At 66.1% G+C, this 20,598-nt stretch carries 18 protein-coding genes; 11 read left to right on the top strand and 7 right to left on the bottom strand.

What is annotated here, in order from left to right; genetic code table 11:
* The first annotated feature begins 7 nt into the window (after window positions 1-7).
* From QFZ60_RS12930 to xerD, 5 genes are read left to right on the top strand one after another with little or no spacing between them, the layout of a single operon-like run.
* On the top strand, window positions 8-1,033 hold the full coding sequence (locus QFZ60_RS12930) for an NAD kinase (RefSeq protein WP_307090870.1): 1,026 nt from the start codon (window positions 8-10) through the stop codon (window positions 1,031-1,033).
* 4 nt (window positions 1,034-1,037) lie between these two features.
* On the top strand, window positions 1,038-2,777 hold the full coding sequence (recN, locus tag QFZ60_RS12925) for a DNA repair protein RecN (protein WP_307090868.1): 1,740 nt from the start codon (window positions 1,038-1,040) through the stop codon (window positions 2,775-2,777).
* A 27-nt stretch (window positions 2,778-2,804) separates the two neighbouring features.
* The gene (locus QFZ60_RS12920) at window positions 2,805-4,595 is read left to right on the top strand and encodes a CTP synthase (RefSeq protein ID WP_307090866.1); all 1,791 of its coding nucleotides are present in this window, start codon (window positions 2,805-2,807) and stop codon (window positions 4,593-4,595) included.
* 25 nt (window positions 4,596-4,620) lie between these two features.
* Window positions 4,621-5,280: an NUDIX hydrolase gene (locus QFZ60_RS12915; protein WP_307090864.1), complete on the top strand. Its 660-nt coding sequence runs from the start codon at window positions 4,621-4,623 to the stop codon at window positions 5,278-5,280.
* Window positions 5,280-6,335, top strand: a complete 1,056-nt coding sequence (gene xerD, locus QFZ60_RS12910) for a site-specific tyrosine recombinase XerD (protein WP_307090862.1) — start codon at window positions 5,280-5,282, stop codon at window positions 6,333-6,335. The genes QFZ60_RS12915 and xerD overlap by 1 nt, the downstream gene beginning before the upstream one ends.
* 4 nt (window positions 6,336-6,339) lie before the next feature.
* On the opposite strand, the gene QFZ60_RS12905 is transcribed toward xerD, so the two are convergent.
* Window positions 6,340-7,029, bottom strand: coding sequence for a hypothetical protein (locus tag QFZ60_RS12905; RefSeq protein WP_307090861.1), 690 nt, complete (start codon window positions 7,027-7,029; stop codon window positions 6,340-6,342).
* A gap of 74 nt (window positions 7,030-7,103) precedes the next feature.
* Between QFZ60_RS12905 and QFZ60_RS12900 the strand changes: the two genes are divergently transcribed.
* Window positions 7,104-7,586 carry an 8-oxo-dGTP diphosphatase gene (locus tag QFZ60_RS12900; protein ID WP_307090859.1) on the top strand — a complete coding sequence of 161 codons (483 nt, stop codon included), beginning with the start codon at window positions 7,104-7,106 and terminating at the stop codon, window positions 7,584-7,586.
* 83 nt (window positions 7,587-7,669) lie between these two features.
* Here QFZ60_RS12900 and QFZ60_RS12895 read toward each other — a convergent pair whose 3' ends face one another.
* The 4 genes from QFZ60_RS12895 to QFZ60_RS12880 all read right to left on the bottom strand — a co-directional run bounded on the left by QFZ60_RS12895 (window position 7,670) and on the right by QFZ60_RS12880 (window position 11,944).
* Entirely contained in the window at window positions 7,670-8,809 is a 1,140-nt protein-coding gene (locus tag QFZ60_RS12895; protein ID WP_307090857.1) for a bifunctional 2-methylcitrate synthase/citrate synthase, read from the bottom strand.
* Between the two features lie 62 nt (window positions 8,810-8,871).
* Window positions 8,872-9,774, bottom strand: coding sequence for a methylisocitrate lyase (gene prpB, locus QFZ60_RS12890; protein WP_307090855.1), 903 nt, complete (start codon window positions 9,772-9,774; stop codon window positions 8,872-8,874).
* Window positions 9,775-11,295 (bottom strand): MmgE/PrpD family protein, encoded by a 1,521-nt coding sequence (locus QFZ60_RS12885; protein ID WP_307090853.1) that lies wholly within the window; start codon window positions 11,293-11,295, stop codon window positions 9,775-9,777.
* Window positions 11,288-11,944, bottom strand: coding sequence for a GntR family transcriptional regulator (locus QFZ60_RS12880; RefSeq protein WP_307090852.1), 657 nt, complete (start codon window positions 11,942-11,944; stop codon window positions 11,288-11,290). The genes QFZ60_RS12885 and QFZ60_RS12880 overlap by 8 nt, the downstream gene beginning before the upstream one ends.
* Window positions 11,945-12,115: 171 nt before the next feature.
* On the opposite strand from QFZ60_RS12880, the gene QFZ60_RS12875 reads away from it, so the two are divergent.
* A complete protein-coding gene (locus tag QFZ60_RS12875) occupies window positions 12,116-14,020 on the top strand; it encodes a propionyl-CoA synthetase (RefSeq protein ID WP_307090850.1) in 1,905 nt (634 codons plus the stop codon).
* A 31-nt stretch (window positions 14,021-14,051) separates the two neighbouring features.
* Here the strand turns inward: QFZ60_RS12875 and QFZ60_RS12870 are convergent, their stop codons facing one another.
* Both QFZ60_RS12870 and QFZ60_RS12865 read right to left on the bottom strand, forming a co-directional pair.
* Window positions 14,052-14,765: a response regulator gene (locus tag QFZ60_RS12870; RefSeq protein ID WP_307090848.1), complete on the bottom strand. Its 714-nt coding sequence runs from the start codon at window positions 14,763-14,765 to the stop codon at window positions 14,052-14,054.
* Window positions 14,762-16,393 carry a sensor histidine kinase gene (locus QFZ60_RS12865; RefSeq protein ID WP_307090847.1) on the bottom strand — a complete coding sequence of 544 codons (1,632 nt, stop codon included), beginning with the start codon at window positions 16,391-16,393 and terminating at the stop codon, window positions 14,762-14,764. The genes QFZ60_RS12870 and QFZ60_RS12865 overlap by 4 nt, the downstream gene beginning before the upstream one ends.
* Window positions 16,394-16,551: 158 nt before the next feature.
* Here QFZ60_RS12865 and QFZ60_RS12860 point away from each other — a divergent pair, with 158 nt between their 5' ends.
* The 4 genes from QFZ60_RS12860 (at window position 16,552) to QFZ60_RS12845 (ending at window position 20,521) form a co-directional block, all read left to right on the top strand.
* On the top strand, window positions 16,552-17,898 hold the full coding sequence (locus QFZ60_RS12860; RefSeq protein WP_142121224.1) for a cation:dicarboxylate symporter family transporter: 1,347 nt from the start codon (window positions 16,552-16,554) through the stop codon (window positions 17,896-17,898).
* Between the two features lie 229 nt (window positions 17,899-18,127).
* Entirely contained in the window at window positions 18,128-19,027 is a 900-nt protein-coding gene (locus tag QFZ60_RS12855; protein WP_142030898.1) for a ParA family protein, read from the top strand.
* A gap of 7 nt (window positions 19,028-19,034) precedes the next feature.
* Window positions 19,035-19,850 (top strand): ScpA family protein, encoded by an 816-nt coding sequence (locus tag QFZ60_RS12850; protein WP_307090844.1) that lies wholly within the window; start codon window positions 19,035-19,037, stop codon window positions 19,848-19,850.
* Window positions 19,851-19,885: 35 nt separating this feature from the next.
* Entirely contained in the window at window positions 19,886-20,521 is a 636-nt protein-coding gene (locus tag QFZ60_RS12845; RefSeq protein WP_307093306.1) for an SMC-Scp complex subunit ScpB, read from the top strand.
* Window positions 20,522-20,598 lie beyond the last annotated feature (77 nt).

Raw genomic sequence — 20,598 nt, 5'->3', positions numbered from 1 at the left:
GAACCTGATGAGCAGGCGTGTACTGGTCCTTGCCCACACCGGCCGCGAGGAGTCGCTGAAGGCCGCCTGGGAAGCCTGCGCGCTGTTGCACGCCTCGGGCATCGTTCCCGTGATGCAGGAGTCCGAGCTGGGGGACATGGAACGGTTCTTCGGGCATCTGGCCCAGCCGGTGGAGGTACTTCACGACCATGTCCAGCTGCCCGATGTGGAACTGGTCATGGTCCTTGGCGGTGACGGCACCATCCTGCGGGCCGCCGAACTGGTCCGCGAAGTGGATGTGCCGCTGCTGGGAGTCAACCTGGGCCACGTGGGTTTCCTGGCCGAAAGCGAACGCGCGGACCTTGCCCAGACGGTCGAGTGGATTGCCAGCCGCGAGTACACGGTTGAAGAACGCATGACCATCGATGTCCAGGTGTGGGTCCGGGGCCAGAAGATTTGGCACACCTGGGCTTTAAACGAGGCTGCCATCGAGAAGGCCAACCGCGAACGCATGCTCGAGGTCGTGACGGAAGTGGACGAGCGCCCGCTGACGTCCTTCGGTTCCGATGGCATCGTGCTGGCCACCCCCACCGGGTCCACGGCCTACGCGTTTTCCGCGGGCGGGCCGGTGGTCTGGCCGGAGGTGGAGGCCCTGGTGATAGTCCCCATCAGCGCCCATGCGCTCTTCGCCAAGCCCCTCGTGGTGTCACCGCGGTCAAAGCTCGCTGTGGAGGTCCTGGGCCGCACGGACGCCCAGGGCGTGCTGTGGTGCGATGGCCGGCGTTCGGTGGACCTGCCGCCCGGCGCCCGCGTGGAAGTGACCAAGTCGGCCACTCCCGTCCGCCTGGCCCGCACGCACCAGACACCGTTCTCGGCTCGCCTAGTCCGAAAGTTCGAGCTGCCCATCCACGGCTGGCGGGGGCCGGTCCCCAAGTCCGATGCCGTGCATACCGGCCCTATTCCCATTGTGCGCACGCCACGGCCCATGCCGCCGCTGCCGGTACCGCACGTGGAAAACCCCGGCAGCGATCCCGATCCGTCGACTGCAAAGTGAAGCCATGCTTGAAGAACTGAGAATCCGCGATCTCGGCGTCATCACCGACGCAACGCTTCCGCTCGGCCCGGGACTGAGCGTTGTCACCGGCGAAACCGGCGCGGGCAAGACCATGGTGGTCACCGCCGTCGGGTTGCTCCTGGGCGCCCGTTCGGATGCCGGGGCCGTCCGCAGCGGCGCCAAGAGCGCCACGGCAGAAGCCGTGCTGAAGCTGGACGCCGGGCACCCGGCCATCGCCCGTGCCCTTGAGGCCGGTGCCGAGGCGGAGGAGTTCGACGGCGGCGCGGAGCTGATCCTGGCCCGCCGGCTGGGTGCGGACGGACGCAGCCGTGCGTTCCTGGGTGGCCGGGCTGCCCCCGTGGGCGTGCTGGCCGAGATCGGTGAGTCACTGGTGGTGGTGCACGGCCAGTCGGACCAGATCCGGCTCAAAAGCGCCACGGCGCAGCGTGAAGCGCTGGACAAGTTCGCCGGTGACGCCTTGGCCGGCCCGCTGGCCGGTTACCAGGAGCTGTACAACCACTGGAAATCCAGCCAGGCAGAGCTGGACACCCTGCGCAGCGCAGCACGGGACAGGCTCCGGGAAGCAGAATCGCTCGAGGCGGCCCTGTCAGAGATCGACGAGGTGGATCCGCAGCCGGGGGAGGACGAGCTGCTGAAGGCCGAGGCCGTGAAGCTTGCCAACGTGGAGGAGCTGAGGATCGCCGCCAGCACCGCACACCAGGCACTCATCGCCGAGGACTTCGGCGAAACCGGGGATGCCACCACGCTGGTGGATTCCGCCAAAAGGACCCTGGAACACGTGGCGGAGCATGATGCGGAGCTGGGTTCCGCAGCGGCCCGGCTGGCCGAGGTGGGTTTCCTCCTCAACGACATCGCCACCGAACTGGCCAGCTACCAGGCCGGCCTGGACACGGAGGGCCCGGAACGGCTCGCCGAAATCGAGGACCGGCGCGCCGCCCTGGCCAAGCTGGTCCGCAAGTACGCCCCCACCATCGACGAGGTGCTGGAGTGGGCGGAAAAGGCGCGGATCCGCTTCGACGAGTTGCAGGACGACTCGTCCCGGATCGAGTCCCTGGACGCTGAAGTGGTCCGTGCCGAAGCAGAACTGAAGAAGCAGTCCGCTGCCATCAGCAAGATCCGCGCCAAGGCCGCCAAGGACCTCTCCGGCCGGGTCAGCGCTGAACTCAAGGCCCTGGCCATGGCCGACGCCACGCTGGTGATCACCATTGAGCCGGCGGGGCAGCTGGGCCCGCATGGCGCGGACGAGATCAGTTTCCTGCTGCAGCCGCATTCCGGCGCCCCGGCCCGGCCGCTGGGCAAGGGCGCGTCCGGCGGTGAACTGTCCCGCGTCATGCTGGCCATCGAAGTGGTGCTTGCCGCCGTCGACCCCGTCCCCACGTTTGTCTTCGACGAGGTGGACGCGGGCGTTGGCGGCCGGGCCGCCGTCGAGATCGGCCGCCGCCTGGCCATGCTGGCACGCCACGTGCAGGTGCTGGTGGTCACGCACCTTCCGCAGGTGGCGGCGTTCGCGGACCAGCACATCACCGTGACCAAAACCTCAGTCAGGGGAGCCGACGGCGGCACGGCCACCGGGTTCACCTCCAGTGACGTGCGGCTGCTTGACGGCCCGGAGCGGGTGCGTGAGCTCGCCCGCATGCTGGCGGGCCAGGAGGACTCGGAATCGGCCCAGGCGCACGCCCAGGAACTGCTGGACGACGCCAAGCTCCTGCCGCAGCGGGCCTGACGGAACAGCCACGGGAAGGCGCAATTGATGATAGGCTCGAATTCCGTGGTGCAGCGATCAAATTCCCGTGTAAATTCCCGGTTCCCGGGCTCCTCCAAGACGACCAAGCACATCTTCGTCACCGGCGGTGTGGCGTCCTCGCTCGGCAAGGGACTGACGGCGTCCAGCCTTGGTCATCTGCTGCGGGCACGCGGCCTGTCCGTCACGATGCAGAAGCTCGATCCCTACCTGAACGTGGATCCGGGCACAATGAACCCGTTCCAGCACGGCGAGGTCTTCGTCACCGACGATGGCGCCGAGACGGACCTGGACATCGGGCACTACGAGCGCTTCCTTGACGAAAACCTCGAAGGCTCCGCCAACGTGACCACCGGGCAGGTGTACTCCACCGTGATCGCCAAGGAACGCCGCGGCGAATACCTCGGGGACACCGTCCAGGTCATCCCGCACATCACGGATGAGATCAAGCGCCGCATGCGCCTGCCCGCAGAGGGCAAGAACGCCCCGGACGTCATCATCACCGAAATCGGCGGCACCGTGGGCGACATCGAGTCCCAGCCGTTCCTTGAATCCGCCCGCCAGGTCCGCCAGGACATCGGCCGCGGAAACGTGTTCTTCCTGCACGTTTCGCTGGTTCCCTACATCGGCCCGTCGCAGGAACTGAAGACCAAGCCCACCCAGCACTCCGTGGCTGCGCTGCGCTCCATCGGCATCCAGCCCGAGGCGATCGTGATCCGCTCGGACCGCGAAGTGCCCGAGGCCATGCGGGAAAAGATCGGCCGTATGTGCGACGTCGACATCGACGCCGTGGTGAACGCCGCCGACGCCCCGAGCATCTACGACATCCCCAAGACCCTGCACAGCCAGGGCCTGGACTCGTACATCGTCCGTGCCCTGGACCTGCCGTTCAAGGACGTGGACTGGACCAGCTGGGACAAGCTGCTTGAAGCGGTCCACAACCCCAAGCACCATGTCGAGATCGCCCTGGTGGGCAAGTACATCGACCTCCCCGACGCCTACCTGTCGGTGACCGAAGCGCTGCGCGCCGGCGGTTTCGCCAACGAGGCCAAGGTCAAGATCCGCTGGGTGCCGTCCGATGAATGCGAGACCCGAGAAGGCGCCATCAAGGCGCTGGACGGTGTTGACGCCATCTGCGTGCCCGGCGGCTTCGGTATCCGCGGCCTCGAAGGCAAGCTCGGCGCCCTGAAGTTCGCCCGCGAAACCAAGCTGCCCGTGCTGGGCCTCTGCCTTGGCCTGCAGTGCATGGTGATCGAGTACGCCCGCAATGTGGTGGGCCTGGAGGGCGCTTCCTCCAGCGAGTTCGAGCCGGACTCCAAGTACCCGGTCATCGCCACCATGGAAGAGCAGCTGGAGTACGTTGAAGGCCGCGGCGACCTGGGCGGCACCATGCGCCTTGGCCTGTACGAAGCCAAACTCGACGAAGGCTCGGTCATCGCCGGAACGTACGGCAAGACCACCGTCAGCGAACGCCACCGGCACCGCTACGAGGTCAACAACAAGTACCGCCAGCAGATTGCCGACAAGGGCCTGGTCTTCTCCGGCACCTCCCCTGACGGCAAGCTCGTGGAATTCGTTGAACTGCCTGCCGACGTCCACCCGTATTACGTAGCCACGCAGGCGCACCCCGAGCTCAGCTCGCGGCCCACCCGCCCGCACCCGCTGTTCGCCGGCCTGGTCCAGGCTGCCCTGAACCACCAGGCCGCAAACCACGGGGACGCAGGGCAGGCCGGCGCCGCCGACACGGCTGTTCCCGCAGCCGGGGAGCCAGCGGCATCGGGTACCGTTACCGCTAAGTAGTCAAGAGAACAAAAAGGACGGCGCGATGCCTGGTACACCTGAAGCCACCCCTGCCAAACAGGTTTCGGATGCACCAAGCCCGCGCCGTCTTTTGTCTACGGAGAAGGTCTACCAGGGCCGGATCTGGGACGTTGTCAGCGACACTTTCCAGCTCTCCGATTCCGGCGACGCGCTCACCCGCGATTACATCGACCATCCCGGCGCAGTCGCGGTCCTGCCCATGAACGACGAGGGGCAGGTCCTGCTGCTGAAGCAGTACCGGCATCCGGTGGGTATGGACCTCTGGGAGGTTCCCGCCGGACTGCTGGATGTCGAAGGCGAAGGCTTCGTGGAGGGTGCCGCCCGCGAACTGGCCGAGGAGGCGGACCTTGCCGCCGGAACCTGGAACGTCCTGGCCGATCTCTTCAATTCCCCGGGATCCTCCAGCGAGGCCATCCGCATCTACCTTGCCCGTGACCTCACCGAAGTGCCGCACCACGAACGCCACGAACGGACGGACGAGGAAGCCGAGATCGAGTTCCACTGGATCTCCCTGGACGATGCCGTGGCGTCCGTCCTGGCCGGGCGCCTGCACAACCCGTCCGCCGTCGTCGGGATCCTTGCCGCCGCTGCCGCCCGCGCCGCCAACTATGAAGGGCTTCGCCCCGCCGACGCCCCCTGGCCCGCGCACCCCAGCCAGCGCTGATGGCAGGTGCTTCGGTAAGCGCAGGTGCTTCGGTAAGCGCGGACTCTTCGGCTGAAGCGGCATCTGCGGTTGAACCGGTTCCGGGCACGGGAACCGCTGCCGCAGCCCCCGTGCCAGTGCCGCCAGCCATCGACCGTGGAATCACGGACTATCTGCAGCACATGGGGGTGGAACGGGGACTCGCCGCGAACACGCTGGCAGCCTACCGCCGCGACCTTGCCCGGTACGCCCGCTACCTGGCAGCAGCCGGGTGCGCGCGGCCGGAGGACATCACGCGGCACCACGTGACGGGCTATGTCCGTGCCCTTTCGGACGGTTCCGACGGCGGCTCCACCCTGGGAGTCCGGTCCGCGGCCCGGACGGTGGTGGCGGTCCGCGGCCTGCACAAGTTCTGGGCCCTTGAGGGCCACACACCGGCCGATCCCGCCCGCGACGTCCATCCCCCCATGGCCGGCAAGCGGCTGCCCAAGGCCATCAGCGTTGACGAGGTGACCCGCATCCTTGAAGCGGCAGGAACCGACACCGCCGCCGGACTGCGGGACCGCGCCCTGCTCGAATTCCTCTATTCCACCGGTGCCAGGATCAGCGAGGCCGTGGGACTGGATGTGGACGACATCTCCCTGGCGGAGCCGGAGTCCGGGCCTGCCATTGTCCGGCTGTTCGGCAAGGGATCGAAGGAACGGTTGGTGCCGCTGGGTTCCTATGGAGCCCGGGCGCTGGACGCCTACCTGGTCCGCGGCCGGCCGCTGCTCGCCGCCAAAGGCAAAGGCACCCCGGCCTTGTTCCTGAATGCCCGGGGCGGCAGGATCAGCCGGCAGAGCGCCTGGACCATCCTGAAGGTGGCGGCGGAGAAGGCCAACATCACCCGGGACGTCTCACCACACACACTCCGGCACTCCTTCGCCACCCACCTGCTCGAAGGCGGCGCGGATGTCCGGGTGGTCCAGGAACTCCTGGGCCACGCATCCGTGACCACCACCCAGGTGTACACGCTGGTCACGGCCGATACGCTCCGGGAGATCTACGCGGCCGCCCATCCCCGGGCCCTCGGCTGAAGTTCTAGAACAGCGCCTCGATGGTGAGTTCCACGGGGCCCAGCAGGAAAGCCAGCACGGAGGTGCCCATGCCGGCAAGCAGCATCAGTCCCGGATGTGCCAGGCCAAGCACCACCCGGCGCAGCCGTGGCCGGCCGCGGAGGAACGATTTCGGTACCCGCGAGAGCGTGGGCACCTGCCGCCAGCCGCGAAGCCTCCGCAGGAACCACGCGCACCGGGCAACAAACGCCAGCCACAGGACGGCCACCACCAGCGGGACGAGGGCCGCCATCAGGGTGAAGCCCAGGGCGGTGACTTCACGCTCGGAGTCACCCGCCACGGCCTGGATGGTGGTTGAGATGGAGGCACTCAGTACCACCGAGATGGCCCAGACCATGAATGTAGCAACCAGGGCCAGGAAACGCACGAAGAACAGGCCCAAAACCGACTCCCTGGCGGCCTTCACCTGCTGCCGGGGCGTCACGTGGAGCACGGCCAGGGTGCTGAGCAGCGTGGGGAGGGCCGCCGCAGCCACCAGCAGATACCACGTCCACCCTGCCAGGTCCACGAATTCATCAGTGACAATGAGTGCTGTCCACACACAGGCCCAGGCCCAGCCCCAGTACAAAGGGTTGCGTACCAGCCACTCCGGCAGGCGGGCGTCAATGGTCGAGTTGCGGGCCGGCCGTATCCCGTCTGCTGTTTCGGGAGTCACACGTAGAGCTTGGCATATCCGCCGCCCCATGGCGCGTCCCGCCGGCAACTTCCGGACCCCCTAGGCTTGAATGCATGACTGCAGCCCGGGTTACCCTTTGCTTCCTGCTCCGCGACGGCGCCGGCGGGACCGAAGTACTCCTCGGGCTGAAGCAAACCGGTTTCGGCCGCGGCAAGATCGTGGGCGTCGGCGGCCACGTGGAACCGGGGGAGTCGGACGCCCAGGCCGTCATCCGGGAGGTCCTGGAAGAAACCGGCGTAGTGCTGCAGATGGAGGACCTGGCGGACGCCGGGTCGGTCCACTTCGTCTTTCCGGCCCGGCCGGAATGGGATATGCAGACCAGGCTCTTCACTGCCCGGACCTGGCAGGGCGAGCCCGCACCCAGCGAGGAGATCGTGCCTGAATGGTTCCGCGTGGATACGCTGCCGGTGGACCGCATGTGGCAGGACGCGGACCACTGGCTGCCGGTGGTGCTGGAAGGCCGCACGGTCAACGTGGTGGTCACCATGCACACCGACAACGAGTCGGTCGCCTCCTCCCGGAGCCTGCTGGAGTAAGCGGTTAAACGCCCGACGGCGGCCGGACACGGGTCGCATTCACGCGAAAGGTGCCCGCCCGCCGTCGGACGTTCCTGCTAAAGCTACGGAAGGTGCCGTTCCTCCGGACCGATGTACTCGCTCAGCGGCCTGATCAGGGAGTTGGCGTCCAGCTGCTCCATGATGTGTGCGGTCCAGCCCGTGATCCGGCTGGCCACGAACAGGGGAGTGAATGTTGGTGTATCAAAACCCATCAGGTGGTAGGTGGGCCCGGCCGGGTAGTCGAGGTTCGGCTTGATGCCTTTCGCCTCGTCCATCGCCGACTCCAGGCCGTTGTACAGCCCCAGCAGTTCGGGCCGGCCGTAGTGGGCAATCATCTTGTCCAGCGCGGCCTTCATGGTGGGGACCCTGGAGTCGCCGTGCTTGTAGACGCGGTGTCCGAAGCCCATGACCTTCTTCTTTTGCGCCAGGGCGTCTTCCATCCAGGCCTTGGCCCGGGTGGCTGCTTCCTCCAGTGACTCCTCCTGCCGGATGCCGATCTCGTCGAACGTGTGCATCACGGCTTCGTTTGCGCCGCCGTGCAGCGGGCCCTTCAGGGCCCCGATGGCACCGGTCACGGCGGAATGCAGGTCCGAGAGCGTGGACGTGATGACCCGGGCCGTGAAGGTGGACGCGTTGAAGGAGTGCTCGGCATAAAGGATCATCGAGACGTTGAAAGCCTCCACCACCTCCGGCACCTGTTCCTCGCCAAAGGCCATCCACAGGAAGTTCGCCGAGTAGCCAAGGTCTTCGCGGGGCTCCACCGGATCCTGCCCATGGCGGCGGCGCTGGTCGTAGGCCACTACCGCCGGCATGGCGGCAAAGAGGTCAACGGCCTTGGCCATGTTCGCTTCCCGGGAGGAATCCTCCGCCAACGGATGCCGTGCCCCCATGACGGAGGCGGCGGTCCGGCATACGTCCATCGGGTGCGAGGTGGCGGGCAGGGCATCAATCACCTGTTTCACCACCGGATCAAGGGCGCGGCCGGCGCGTTCCCGTGCAGTGAACTCCGCAAGCTGGTCCTTGGTGGGCAGTTCGCCGTTCCAGAGCAGGTACGCCACTTCCTCGAAGCTGCACCTGGCGGCCAGCTCCTGGACCGGGTAGCCGCGGTAGAGCAGGGAGTTCGTGTCCGGGTTGACCTTGGAAACGGCGGTGTAGTCCACCACCACGCCGGCAAGGCCCTTTTTGATCTCATTTTCAGCCATGCTGAAACTCCTTTGTTCCTAAAGCCTGTTGGTCCGGCCGCGGCCGGGATTCCGGTTGGATGTCAGGTGCCGGGGATCTGGAAATTGAACACGCCGGTGTCAAAGCGGTTGTAGGCCTCATAATCAACGAGGTCGTAAAGCCTGGCACGGGTCAGCATGCTTGGAACCTGTGCCTCCTGGGTGCCGTCGGATTTGATCGATTCCAGAGTACGCTCAGCAGCGCCCATGGCACTACGGAGCAGCGTTACCGGATAAATCACCATGTTCACGCCCACACCGGCCAGCTCGTCCACGGTAAAGAGGTCGCTTTTTCCGAACTCTGTCATGTTGGCCAGGATGGGCACGTCCACGGCTTCCCGGATGGCCCGGAACTCGCTGAGGTCCCGCATGGCTTCGGGGAAAATCGCGTCCGCCCCGGCTTCGACGAGCGCCTTGGCCCGTTGCTGCGCGGCTTCCAGCCCGTCGGTGGCGCGGACGTCGGTGCGGGCCATGATCAGGAAGTTGGGGTCGCGGCGGGCGTCGGCGGCGGCGCGGATGCGTTTGGTGGCGATGTCCAGGTCCACCACGTTCTTGCCGTCCAGGTGGCCGCAGCGTTTGGGGTTGAACTGGTCCTCGATATGGCAGCCGGCCAGGCCCGCGTTCTCGAGTTCCTGCACGGTGCGGGCCACGTTCATGGGTTCGCCGAACCCGGTGTCGGCGTCGACAATCGAGGGGAGGTCGGTCATGCGGGCGATCTGCCCGGCCCGGGTGGCCACCTCGGTGAGCGTGGTCAGGCCGATGTCGGGCAGGCCGAGGTCGTTGGCCAGGACGGCGCCGGAGATGTACACCCCGGCGAAGCCCTTCTCCTCGATCAGCCGCGCCGAGAGCGGATTGAACGCACCGGGGAACTGCTGGATGGTCCCGGAGGCAAGCAGTTCCCGGAACCGGACCCGCTTCTGCTCGGGAGTGGTCTTCGAATACAGCATTTAGAACAGTCCCTTCGGCGCGGCCGCGGGGTCGATGACGCCAGGGGCGGCGGTGATGTTCAGCTGGTCCAGTTCCCCGGCCTTCAAGTGGGGGAGGCGTTCGACGGCGGCGAGGAACCGTTCGATTTCGGCCTCCTCCACGAGCCCGGCGGCGAGGGTGCGGAACTTGTTGATGTACTGTTCCCGGGCGAACGGGCGGGCACCGAGCGGGTGGGCGTCGGCAACGGCGATCTGGTCCGTGATGACGGTGCCGTCCTTGAGCGTGATCTCCACCGTGCCGCCGAAGGCCTTCTCGGCAATGTCCAGGGAGTGGTAGCGGCGGGTCCATTCCGGATCCTCCACCGTGCTGACCTTGTGCCACAGCTCCACGGTGTCCGGGCGTGCGGCGCGCTGCGGGGCATAGGAGTCCACGTGGTGCCAGGCTCCGTCCTGCAGGGCCACGGTGAAGATGTACGGGATCGAGTGGTCCAGGGTCTCCCGGGACGCGGTGGGGCTGTACTTCTGGGGGTCGTTCGCGCCGGAGCCGATCACGTAGTGCGTGTGGTGGCTGGTCTTGATCAGCATGGATGCGACGTTGGCCGGGTCTGTGACCTCCGGGTGTTCGCGGTGCAGCTTGCGGGCCAGGTCGATCCAGGCCTGGGCCTGGTATTCGGCCGAGTGTTCCTTGGTGTAGGTGTCCAGGATGGCTCGCTTGGCTTCACCGGGGGTGGGCAGCGGAACCATGTAGGACGCGTCCGGGCCGTCGAGCAGCCAGGCGATGACGCCGTCTTCGCCTTCGTAGATCGGCACGGGGGAGGTCTGGCCGCGCATGGCCCGGTCGGCCGATTCGATGGCCATCTTGCCGGCAAATGCCGGGGCGTGGGCCTTCCAGGTGGAGATCTCGCCCTTGCGGGACTGCCGGGTGGCGGTGGTGGTGTGCAGCGCCTGGCCCACGGACTGGAAGATGGTTTCGACGTCGAGGCCCAGCAGGGTGCCGATGCCGGCGGCCGCGGAGGGGCCCAGGTGCGCCACGTGGTCGATCTTGTGCTTGTGCAGGCAGATGGCTTTGACCAGGTTGACCTGGATCTCGTACCCGGTGGCGATGCCACGCACCAGGTCGTGGCCGTTGGCGCCAACGTGCTGGGCCACGGCGAGGATCGGCGGGATGTTGTCCCCCGGGTGGGAGTAGTCGGCGGCGAGGAAGGTGTCGTGGTAGTCCAGTTCCCGTACGGCCACGCCGTTGGCCCAGGCAGCCCACTCCGGGGCGACGCGTTCCTCGATGCCGAACACCTTGGAACCCTTGCCGCCCGTGCTGGGACCGTGGGTCAGTGCCTGGGCGCGGGCTGCGACGATGGGAGCCCGGTTCAGGGAGGCAATGGCCACCGAAGCGTTATCGATAATCCGGTTGATCACCATGTCGGTCACTTCGTCAGACACAGCCACGGGGTCCGCAGCAACCTGGGCGATCTTGTACGCGAGCTGGTCCTCACGCGGGAGGTTTTCTTCGCTGCGGTAGACCCGGACGTGGTGTTCCTTAACCATGATGCTCCTTTTGCTGGGATGTATGGGTTGCTTTGACGTGGGAGAGGCTGCGGTGCAGGTGGACGATGGTGGCCGCCTCGGCGAGCCTCGGATTGCCGGCCGCGATGGCCTCCGCGATGGCGGCATGCTCGGCAGCGGCGGCAGTGAGGCGGCACGCGTCATCGGCGGCAAGCCGGCGGATCCGGACCAGGTGGACGCGCAGGCTCCGCATGGCCTGGGCCAGGTAGGAATTGGAGATGGCTGCATCGATGGCTGCATCCAGCCGGCCCACCAGTTCGTAGTATTCATGCAGGGCAGGGTGGTCGCCGCCGATCAATTCCGGAGCCCGGAGCAGGTCACGCTGCAGGTGCTCGAAGGTACGGGCGTCGCCGCGGCGTGCGGCCAAGGCCGCCGCCCTGCCTTCGAGGGTTTCGCGGAGCTCGAACAGCTCGTCGATGTCTTCCAGGGAAATGTCGCTGACCACCACGCCGCGGCCGCCCGCCGTCGTCAGGCCTTCTGCCGTAAGGCGGCCCAGGGCTTCCCGCAGCGGCGTTCGTGAGACGCCCAGGCGTTCGGACTGTTCCACCTCGGCAAGGACCGTCCCCGGGGCCAGGCGCCATTCGATGATGTCGTCCCGCAGGGCGGCATAGGCCTTGTCGCTGGCACGCATGCCTTCTCCTTCCTCGGCTGTGGCCTCCAGTGTATACATAAGTGCTGGACATTTGGGAAGAAGCAGGAAAAAAGGGCTAACTTTGGCTCTTTTGTATACATAACCTCTTGTTAGCCGCGGAGGCGCAAGTTACCATGAGCTGCATCACAATGTCGTGGACGGGATTACGTTATGGTCAGCAACAGCTATCGGGACAGCTACCGGCGCAGCATTGAAGAGCCGGAAGACTTCTGGCTGGAGGCGGCGGAAAAGATCCACTGGAGTGCTGCGCCTGCCCAGGCACTGGACTCCAGCCGGGCGCCGCTCTACAGCTGGTTTCCGGACGGCGCACTGAATACCTGCTACAACGCCCTGGACCGGCACGTCGCCGAAGGCCGGGGGGAGCAGGACGCACTGATCCATGACTCCGCCATGCTGGGAACCCGGCAGCGTTTCACCTATGCCGAACTGACCGGCCTCGTGGCCCGCTTCGCCGGCGTGCTGCGCGGCCACGGCGTGGGCAAGGGGGACCGCGTAGTCATCTACATGCCGATGATCCCGGAAGCCGCCATTGCCATGCTGGCAACCGCCAGGCTGGGCGCCGTCCATTCCGTGGTCTTCGGCGGGTTTGCGCCCAAGGAGCTCGCGGCCAGGATCCGGGACGCCGCACCTGCTGCGGTGGTCACCGCCTCGGGCGGGATCGAACCCACGCGCCGCATCGAGTACCTGCCGGCCGTCGCGGAGGCGCTTGAGCTGGCAGGCACGCGCGACATTCCCGTGTTGGTCAAGGAGCGGGACGGCTTCGCGTCCAAGGCGTCGGACCACGCCGGGTGGCTGGACTGGGACACCGAGATGGCATCGGCGCAGCTGGCCGCTCCCGTTGACGTAAAGGCCACCGACCCGCTTTACATCCTCTACACCTCCGGGACCACCGGCACCCCCAAGGGGGTGGTCCGGGACAACGGGGGCCACGCCGTCGCCCTGCGCTGGACGCTGGAGAATATCTACGACGTCGGTCCGGGCGACGTGATGTGGACCGCTTCGGATGTGGGCTGGGTGGTGGGGCACTCCTATATCGTCTACGGGCCGCTGCTCGCCGGCGCCACCACGGTGATGTACGAAGGCAAACCGGTTGGTACCCCGGATGCGGGTGCCTTCTGGCGGGTGGTCCAGGACCACAAGGTCAACGTGCTCTTTACCGCCCCCACGGCGCTGCGCGCCATCCGCAAGGCCGATCCGGAGGCATCACTGCTGGGCAGGTATGACATCTCCAGCCTGCAGACCCTGTTCACTGCGGGTGAGCGGCTGGACACTGATACCTTCCACTGGGCATCCCGGGTCCTTGGCGTGCCGGTGGTGGACCATTGGTGGCAGACGGAGACCGGCTGGGCCATCTGTGCCAACCCGCGCGGCCTGGAGCCCCTGCCCATCAAGGCCGGTTCCCCCAGCGTTCCGATGCCCGGCTACCGGCTGCGGATTCTCGACGGGACAGGCGATGCGGTGGCAGCCGGCGCCGAGGGCAACATCGTGCTGGGGCTGCCGTTGCCGCCTGGCACGCTGACCACTCTTTGGGGTAACGACGAACGCTTCATCTCTTCTTACCTGACGGCCTTCGACGGCTGCTACGCCACCGGCGATTCGGGCTACCAGGACCACGATGGGTACCTCTTTGTCATGGGCCGCACCGACGACATCATCAACGTCGCCGGACACCGGCTTTCCACCGGCGCCATCGAACAAGTCCTCGGCCAGCACCCTGCCGTGGCCGAGTGCGCGGTGATCGGCCTCGCCGATTCCCTCAAGGGCCAGCGTCCCAGTGGCTACGTGGTGCTCAAGTCCGGCGTCGACATTCCTGAAGACGTCCTGGCCAAGGACCTGGTGGCATTGGTGCGCCGGGACATTGGTGCGGTTGCGGATTTCAAGCAGGTGACGGTGGTGGATGCCCTGTCGAAGACGCGGTCCGGGAAGATCCTCCGCAAGACCATGCGCCAGATAGCCGACGGCGAGGAGTACACAGTGCCTTCCACCATTGAGGATCCGGGGGTCATCGACCAGTTGATCGGAGCACTCCGGGTGGACGGACCGGAAGCCGGCTGAACGGGGAATCGAAGGGCCGCCCAACCCCGGTTCAGCGGGCGTTCCAGCGGTATTCGTTTTCCGGCCTGCCGGGGGTGCCATAGCGGGCGGTCCTCGAAACAGTGCCGGCATCGGCAAGGTATTCGAGGTAGCGCCGCGCCGTCACGCGTGACATGCCCAGGGCGTCCATGACTTCGGTGGCGGACACTGCTTCCGGCTGCCGGCGGAGAAACTCCTGGACGGAGCCCAGGGTCGAGGTGGAAAGGCCCTTGGGAAGCGGGAGTTCGGACGGCGCCCTGAGGCTGGCAAAGGCCCTGTCCACTTCACTTTGGGACGCACCCCCCTTGCCGGGACCGCCGCTGGAACCACCCAGTTGCTGGCGGAACAGCCGGTAGTTTTCGAGCTTGTCGGAGAACGTGGCGAACGTGAAGGGCTTGATCAGGTACTGGACCACGCCGATTGCCACCGCGCTGCGGACGATGGCCAGTTCACGCACGGCGGTGATGGCGATGATGTCCGCGAGGATCCCCGCCGAACGCATCCGCCGGGCAATGTCCAAGCCATGCAGATCGGGCAGGTTCATATCCAGCAGGACCAGTTCCACCGGCTGTCCCGCCGCCACGAATTCGTTCAGCAGCCGCAGGGCAGACTGGCCGTCGGGGGCAGTCCCGGCCAGCTCGAATCCTTCCAGCCTTCCCACATAGGCAGCGTGCGCTGCCGAAGCGATGGCCTCGTCTTCGACGACGAGCACCCGGATGTTGCTCACTGTCTGTGCTCCTTCTCCGCGGACGCTGCGGGCAGGAATACTTCGAACTTGGCGCCGCGCCGGCCGTTGATGGCCAGCGTACCGCCCAAACGCTGCACCGCCTGCCGGACCAGCGCAAGGCCGATGCCCCGGCCTCCGGGCCCCGCCGGCTTCGTGCTGAATCCGTGCCGGAAGATCTTTTCTGCATCGGCGGGGTCGATGGGCGTCCCGGAGTCGTTTACGGCGATGTCCAGGCCTTCGTCGTCGGCCTCCAGGGTCAGTTCCACACGCCGGGGAGGCGGTGCATCGGCGGCGGCGTCAATGGCGTTGTCCAGCAGGTTCCCCAGGATGGTCACCAGGTCCTGGACGGCCACCCCGGGTGCCGTGCCGGAGCCCAGGGTGGAGACTTCCAACTGGACCCCGCGTTCGTGGGCTTCGGCCACCTTTCCCATGACCAGTGCTCCCACCACCGGTTCATCGATGGAGCTCACCATGTCATCCGTCAGCTGCTGGCTCAGGGCCAGGTCCTGGGTGGCAAAGTCCAGGGCTTCCCCGGTCCTTCCCAGTTCCAGGAGCGAAACCATGGTGTGCAGCCGGTTGGCATGTTCGTGGGTCTGGGCACGCAGGGCGTCGGAGAGGGTCCGCATGGTCTGCAGTTCATTGCCCAGTGCTTCGATCTCGGTCCGGTCCCGGAGGGTGGCCACGGTGCCGTACACGGGGACTTTTCCGCGCGTTCCGTGGGATTCAGGACCCCGGGCCGGCCCCTGGTTGACCACCAGCACGCGGGAATCGGTCAGGACCATCTCGTCCTTGGTGGTCCGTCCGGATTCGAACAGGCTGCGCAGTTCCTCGTCCAAGGGAAGGTCTGCCAGCGATGGGGGCCGGGTGGGATCATTGCTGCCCGTGTCCGCCAGGCCCAGCAGTTCGGCAGCCTGGTCGTTGTACATCACCACCCGCTTGCGCGCATCGATGAGGATCAGTCCTTCACGGACCGAGTGCAGCACCGATTCGTAGTAGGCGAACAGCTGCGCCAGCTGCTCGGGACCCCAGCCCCTGGTTACCCGCCGCAGGTACCTGCCCAGCAGCCACGACGCCAGGGAGCCGCCCACCAGGAGGGCTATGCCAACGGCCAGCAGGACGGGAAGACGCCCGGCGAAGGCAATATCGACGCTGCGGACAGTGACTCCCACCGCCACGAGCGCCTTGACGGTCCCCGCGGAATCCTTGACCGGAACAATCGTGCGCACGGACGGGCCCAGGGTCCCGGCCGTGACTTCGGTGAATGGCTGGCCCCGGAGCGCGGCGTCAATCGATCCGATGTACGGCCGGCCCAGCTCCTCGTCCCTGGGGTGGGTCCAGCGGGTGCGGTCGGGAGCCATGATGGTGATGAAGTCGACGTGGGCCGCCGTGGTCACATCCCTGGCATACGGCTGTAGGAGGGTGGACGGGTCCGGCGTGGCGGCAGCCTGGAGCACCAGGGGATTGGCGGCGATGGAGGCGGCCACTCCTTCCATCCGGCGGCCGGCCTCGTCATAGGTCCGGTCCCGGGCATCCACGTAGGCGGCGGTTCCCACAATGGCGATAAAGGACACGACGATCAGCAGGTTGGCCAGGAACAGCCGGCGGGCGATACTCCAGCGGTGGATCATGCCTGCCTCTCGTTGACCCTGCGGATGCCGCGACCAATATGAACGCAACGGTGAGCTGGATCACGGCGTAGCCAATGATGGATATCACACCGCAAGGACGTGATGAGCCCAGAGACTGTGCCCCAGCGTCTATCAGATTATCCATAAGGAGACACATCATGGCTTCTCAACGAGGAGAGTCCCTTGACACCGTGAAGACGCGGCGCAAAGGCCTGGACAAATCGCACTACCTCTACATTGCCGTCATCGTCGCCGTGATCCTGGGTGCAGCCGTTGGCCTGCTGTTCCCGGAAGTCGGCAAGTCCCTCAAGCCCCTGGGTGACGGATTCATCAAGCTCATCAAGATGATGATCGCTCCGGTCATTTTCTGCACCATCGTCCTGGGCATCGGCTCCATTGCCAAGGCGGCCACCGTCGGTAAGGTCGGTGGCCTCGCCCTGGGCTACTTCGTCGTCATGTCCACCTTCGCCCTGGCCATCGGCCTTGTGGTGGGAAACATCATCCACCCGGGTGAGGGCCTGAAGCTGTCGCCGTACGACCCGAACAAGAAGGCCGCCACGGACAGCACCGTGGACTTCCTGCTGGGAATCATTCCCAGTGACGTCCCCGTCCTGCCCACCCTGCTGGCAGCCATCCTGGTTGGCTTCGCGCTGCAGAAGATGGGCGCCCAGGGTGCCCCCATCCTCAAGGCCGTCAGCTACGGCCAGGCTCTCGTATTCCGCATCCTGATCATGATCATGTGGCTGGCTCCGGTAGGCGCCTTCGGTGCCATTGCCGCCGTCGTCGGTGCAACGGGCTTCCAGGCAATCATCAGCATGTTCACCCTCATGATTGCCTTCTACATCACCTGTGCACTGTTCATCGTGGTCATCCTCGGCGGACTGCTGCAGGTAGTGGCCGGGGTCAACATCTTCAAGCTCATGAAGTACCTGGCCCGCGAATACCTCCTCATCTTCTCCACCTCATCCTCCGAAGCCGCCCTGCCCCGCCTGATCGCCAAGATGGAACACCTGGGCGTCTCCAAGCCCGTCGTCGGCGTCACCGTCCCCACCGGCTACTCCTTCAACCTTGACGGTACGGCCATCTACCTGACCATGGCTTCGCTCTTTGTCGCCAACGCCATGGGCACCCCGCTGGACCTCGGCGCGCAGATCTCGCTGCTGATCTTCATGATCATCGCCTCCAAGGGCGCCGCCGGTGTGACCGGCGCCGGCCTGGCAACCCTGGCGGCCGGCCTGCAGGCCCACCGTCCCGAACTGCTGGGCGGCGTGGGCATGATCGTCGGCATTGACCGGTTCATGTCTGAAGCCCGTGCCCTGACCAACTTCACGGGCAACGCCGTGGCCACCGTCCTGATCGGCACCTGGGTCAAGGAGATCGACGGCGGCCAGGTGGGCCGGGTGCTCTCCGGCGAAGAACCCTTCGACGAAGCAACCATGATGGTCCACCACCACGGCGAGATGGCACCCAAGGAAGAGGGCGCACGCGAGGCCGCAAAGGCCTAGCCGCCACCCGCACACCCACGAAACCGCCCCTGCAGCCATGCTGCGGGGGCGGTTTCGCGTTCCCCGCCACTTCAACCTTCGACCTCAGCTAGAGGGTCAAGGCTCAACATTCGCGGAAAGTCAAGTTCCGTCGAATACCGTGTCGGGCGCTGTAACCTAGGGAGCAGAACGAACGGCGCTGGTGAGCCAGCGGCAGGAAATCACCGTCATCGAAAGTGTGGACAGATACGTGAGCAGCGAACAGGGTTCAGCAACTCTGGAGGGCACGGAATTCGACCTGGAAAACGCGGTGATGGGGCCCACGGGGCGCCCATACCGGGAGTTCCCGGAACCCGCGCCGCTGCCCTCCCACGGTCCGGCACGCGTGATCGCCATGGTCAACCAGAAGGGCGGCGTGGGGAAGACCACCTCCACCATCAACCTCGCCGCGGCGCTCGCCGAGTACGGCCGCCGTGTCCTGCTGGTGGACTTCGATCCCCAGGGTGCGCTCTCGGCCGGCCTGGGCGTCAACCCGCATGAACTGGACCTCACCGTGTACAACGTCCTGATGGACCGCAAGGTGGATATCCGCGACGCCATCCACCACACCGGTGTGGAGAACGTGGACCTGCTGCCGGCCAACATCGACCTCTCCGCCGCAGAAGTCCAGCTGGTCAACGAGGTTGCGCGCGAACAGGTCCTGGACCGTGCGCTCAAGAAAGTCGAAGACGATTACGACGTCGTCCTCATCGACTGCCAGCCCTCCCTGGGACTCCTGACCGTGAACGCACTCACTGCAGCCCACGGCGTGATCATTCCGCTCATCTGCGAGTTCTTCGCCCTCCGTGCCGTGGCGCTGCTGGTCGAAACCATCGACAAGGTCCAGGACCGGCTGAACCCGCGCCTGCAGGTGGACGGCGTACTGGCCACCATGTACGACGCACGGACACTGCACAGCCGCGAAGTGATCACCCGGCTGGTGGAGGCATTCGGCGACAAGGTCTTCGAAACGGTCATCAAGCGCTCCATCAAGTTCGCAGACGCCACGGTGGCCGCGGAGCCCATCACCAGCTACGCCGGAAACCACGTGGGCGCGGATGCGTACCGCCGGCTGGCCAAGGAGCTGATCTCCCGCGGCGGCGCGCCCTAAGCACGCCGTGGCCGAATCCAAACCCGGCTTCGAGGTGCGGCTGGCCAACTTCACGGGTCCGTTCGACCTCCTCCTGGGACTGATCGCCAAGCACCAGCTGGACATCACCGAAGTGGCCATCGCCACCGTCACGGATGAGTTCATCAAGTACATCCGGAAACTGCAGCAGCTCGGCGAAGAATGGGCGCTGGACGAGGCCAGCGAGTTCCTGGTGATCGCCGCCACGCTGCTGGACCTCAAGGCAGCACGGCTCCTTCCAGCCGGTGAAGTGGAGGACGACGAGGACATCGCCCTGCTGGAAGCACGGGACCTCCTCTTTGCCCGGTTGCTGCAGTACAAGGCCTTCAAACAGGTGGCAGGAATCCTGGGCGAAACCCTTCACCAGGAAGGCCGGCGCTTTCCCCGGCAGGTGGCCCTGGAGGAGCACTTCGCGGCGATGCTCCCCGAGCTGGTCTGGAAGCACACACCGGAGCAGTTCGCCGCGCTGGCCGAGGCCGCGCTCCGGCCTAAAGCGCCGGCCCAGCCGCCCCAGGTGGCACTCGGACACCTGCACGGAAGCACCGTCAGCGTCAAGGAAGAAGCGAGGGTGCTGGGGCTTCGCCTTCAGCAGGAATCGCCCCAGACCTTCCGTTCCCTGATTGCCGACGCCGAGTCCACCCTGGTGGTGGTGGCCAGGTTCCTGGCCCTCCTGGAACTGTTCCGGGACCGGGCCGTCGCGTTCGACCAGCTGTCCCCGCTGGCCGAGCTTGCCATCCACTGGACAGCCGAAGGCCGGGACTGGTCTGCAGAAAACCTGAGCGAAGAGTATGAGGAGCAACCGTGAACCCCAAGCCGCAGGAAAGGGCGCCCCAGGAGGACCTGGACCACGGCCCGGACTTCGACGACCTCCCCGGCGGTGCCAAAGCTGCCCTCGAAGCTGTCCTCATGGTCCTCGCCGAACCAGCCACCGAAGAGGAGCTGGCTGCGGGAGTGGGCCTGACGGTCAATACCGTCCGCTGCCTCCTGGCAGAACTGCAGCGTGAGTATAACGGCTATACTGTTAAAGCCCCGGAGATGGAGGATGCCAGCCACGCTGGCATCGGTTCCAGCCCCCGGGGTTTTGAATTGCGGAACATCGCCGGTGGCTGGCGGATCTACTCGCGCACGGAGTTTGCCGACATTGTGGGCAAATATGTGCTTGAAGGGCAGACGGCCAGGCTTACCCAGGCGGCGCTGGAAACACTGGCAGTCATCGCGTACCGCCAGCCCGTCTCCCGGGCCAGGGTGTCTGCGATTCGCGGTGTCAATGTTGATTCCGTCGTACGGACGCTTGCCCAGCGCGGGCTGATCGAGGACGCGGGAACCGATCCCGAGTCCGGCGCAATCCTCTACCGGACAACCTCCTATTTCCTCGAACGGATGGGAATCAGTTCAGTGGGGGACCTGCCCCAGCTGTCGCCGCACCTTCCGGGGCTCGACGGGATCGCAGAGTTCTACGACGCCGGGACGATGTAGGCAGGCGCCCTGCCGGCACCTGTCCCATCAGCAGGTTTTATCAGGTTTTTTATCAGGGCAGACGAAGTCTGCACGGC

The organism is Arthrobacter sp. B2I5 (genome assembly GCF_030816735.1).
GTDB lineage: Bacteria > Actinomycetota > Actinomycetes > Actinomycetales > Micrococcaceae > Arthrobacter.
The sequence above is the reverse complement of the archived record's forward strand: the minus strand, read 5'-3'. Positions and strand labels throughout refer to the sequence as shown.

Bases quoted from the DNA above. Each gene is read 5' to 3' on its own strand.
- QFZ60_RS12930 (WP_307090870.1), top strand. From the start codon at position 8: ATGAGCAGGCGTGTACTGGTCCTTGCCCACACCGGCCGCGAGGAGTCG.
- recN (WP_307090868.1), top strand. From the start codon at position 1,038: ATGCTTGAAGAACTGAGAATCCGCGATCTCGGCGTCATCACCGACGCA.
- QFZ60_RS12920 (WP_307090866.1), top strand. From the start codon at position 2,805: ATGATAGGCTCGAATTCCGTGGTGCAGCGATCAAATTCCCGTGTAAAT.
- QFZ60_RS12915 (WP_307090864.1), top strand. From the start codon at position 4,621: ATGCCTGGTACACCTGAAGCCACCCCTGCCAAACAGGTTTCGGATGCA.
- xerD (WP_307090862.1), top strand. From the start codon at position 5,280: ATGGCAGGTGCTTCGGTAAGCGCAGGTGCTTCGGTAAGCGCGGACTCT.
- QFZ60_RS12900 (WP_307090859.1), top strand. From the start codon at position 7,104: ATGACTGCAGCCCGGGTTACCCTTTGCTTCCTGCTCCGCGACGGCGCC.
- QFZ60_RS12895 (WP_307090857.1), bottom strand. From the start codon at position 8,809: ATGGCTGAAAATGAGATCAAAAAGGGCCTTGCCGGCGTGGTGGTGGAC.
- prpB (WP_307090855.1), bottom strand. From the start codon at position 9,774: ATGCTGTATTCGAAGACCACTCCCGAGCAGAAGCGGGTCCGGTTCCGG.
- QFZ60_RS12885 (WP_307090853.1), bottom strand. From the start codon at position 11,295: ATGGTTAAGGAACACCACGTCCGGGTCTACCGCAGCGAAGAAAACCTC.
- QFZ60_RS12880 (WP_307090852.1), bottom strand. From the start codon at position 11,944: ATGCGTGCCAGCGACAAGGCCTATGCCGCCCTGCGGGACGACATCATC.
- QFZ60_RS12875 (WP_307090850.1), top strand. From the start codon at position 12,116: ATGGTCAGCAACAGCTATCGGGACAGCTACCGGCGCAGCATTGAAGAG.
- QFZ60_RS12865 (WP_307090847.1), bottom strand. From the start codon at position 16,393: ATGATCCACCGCTGGAGTATCGCCCGCCGGCTGTTCCTGGCCAACCTG.
- QFZ60_RS12860 (WP_142121224.1), top strand. From the start codon at position 16,552: ATGGCTTCTCAACGAGGAGAGTCCCTTGACACCGTGAAGACGCGGCGC.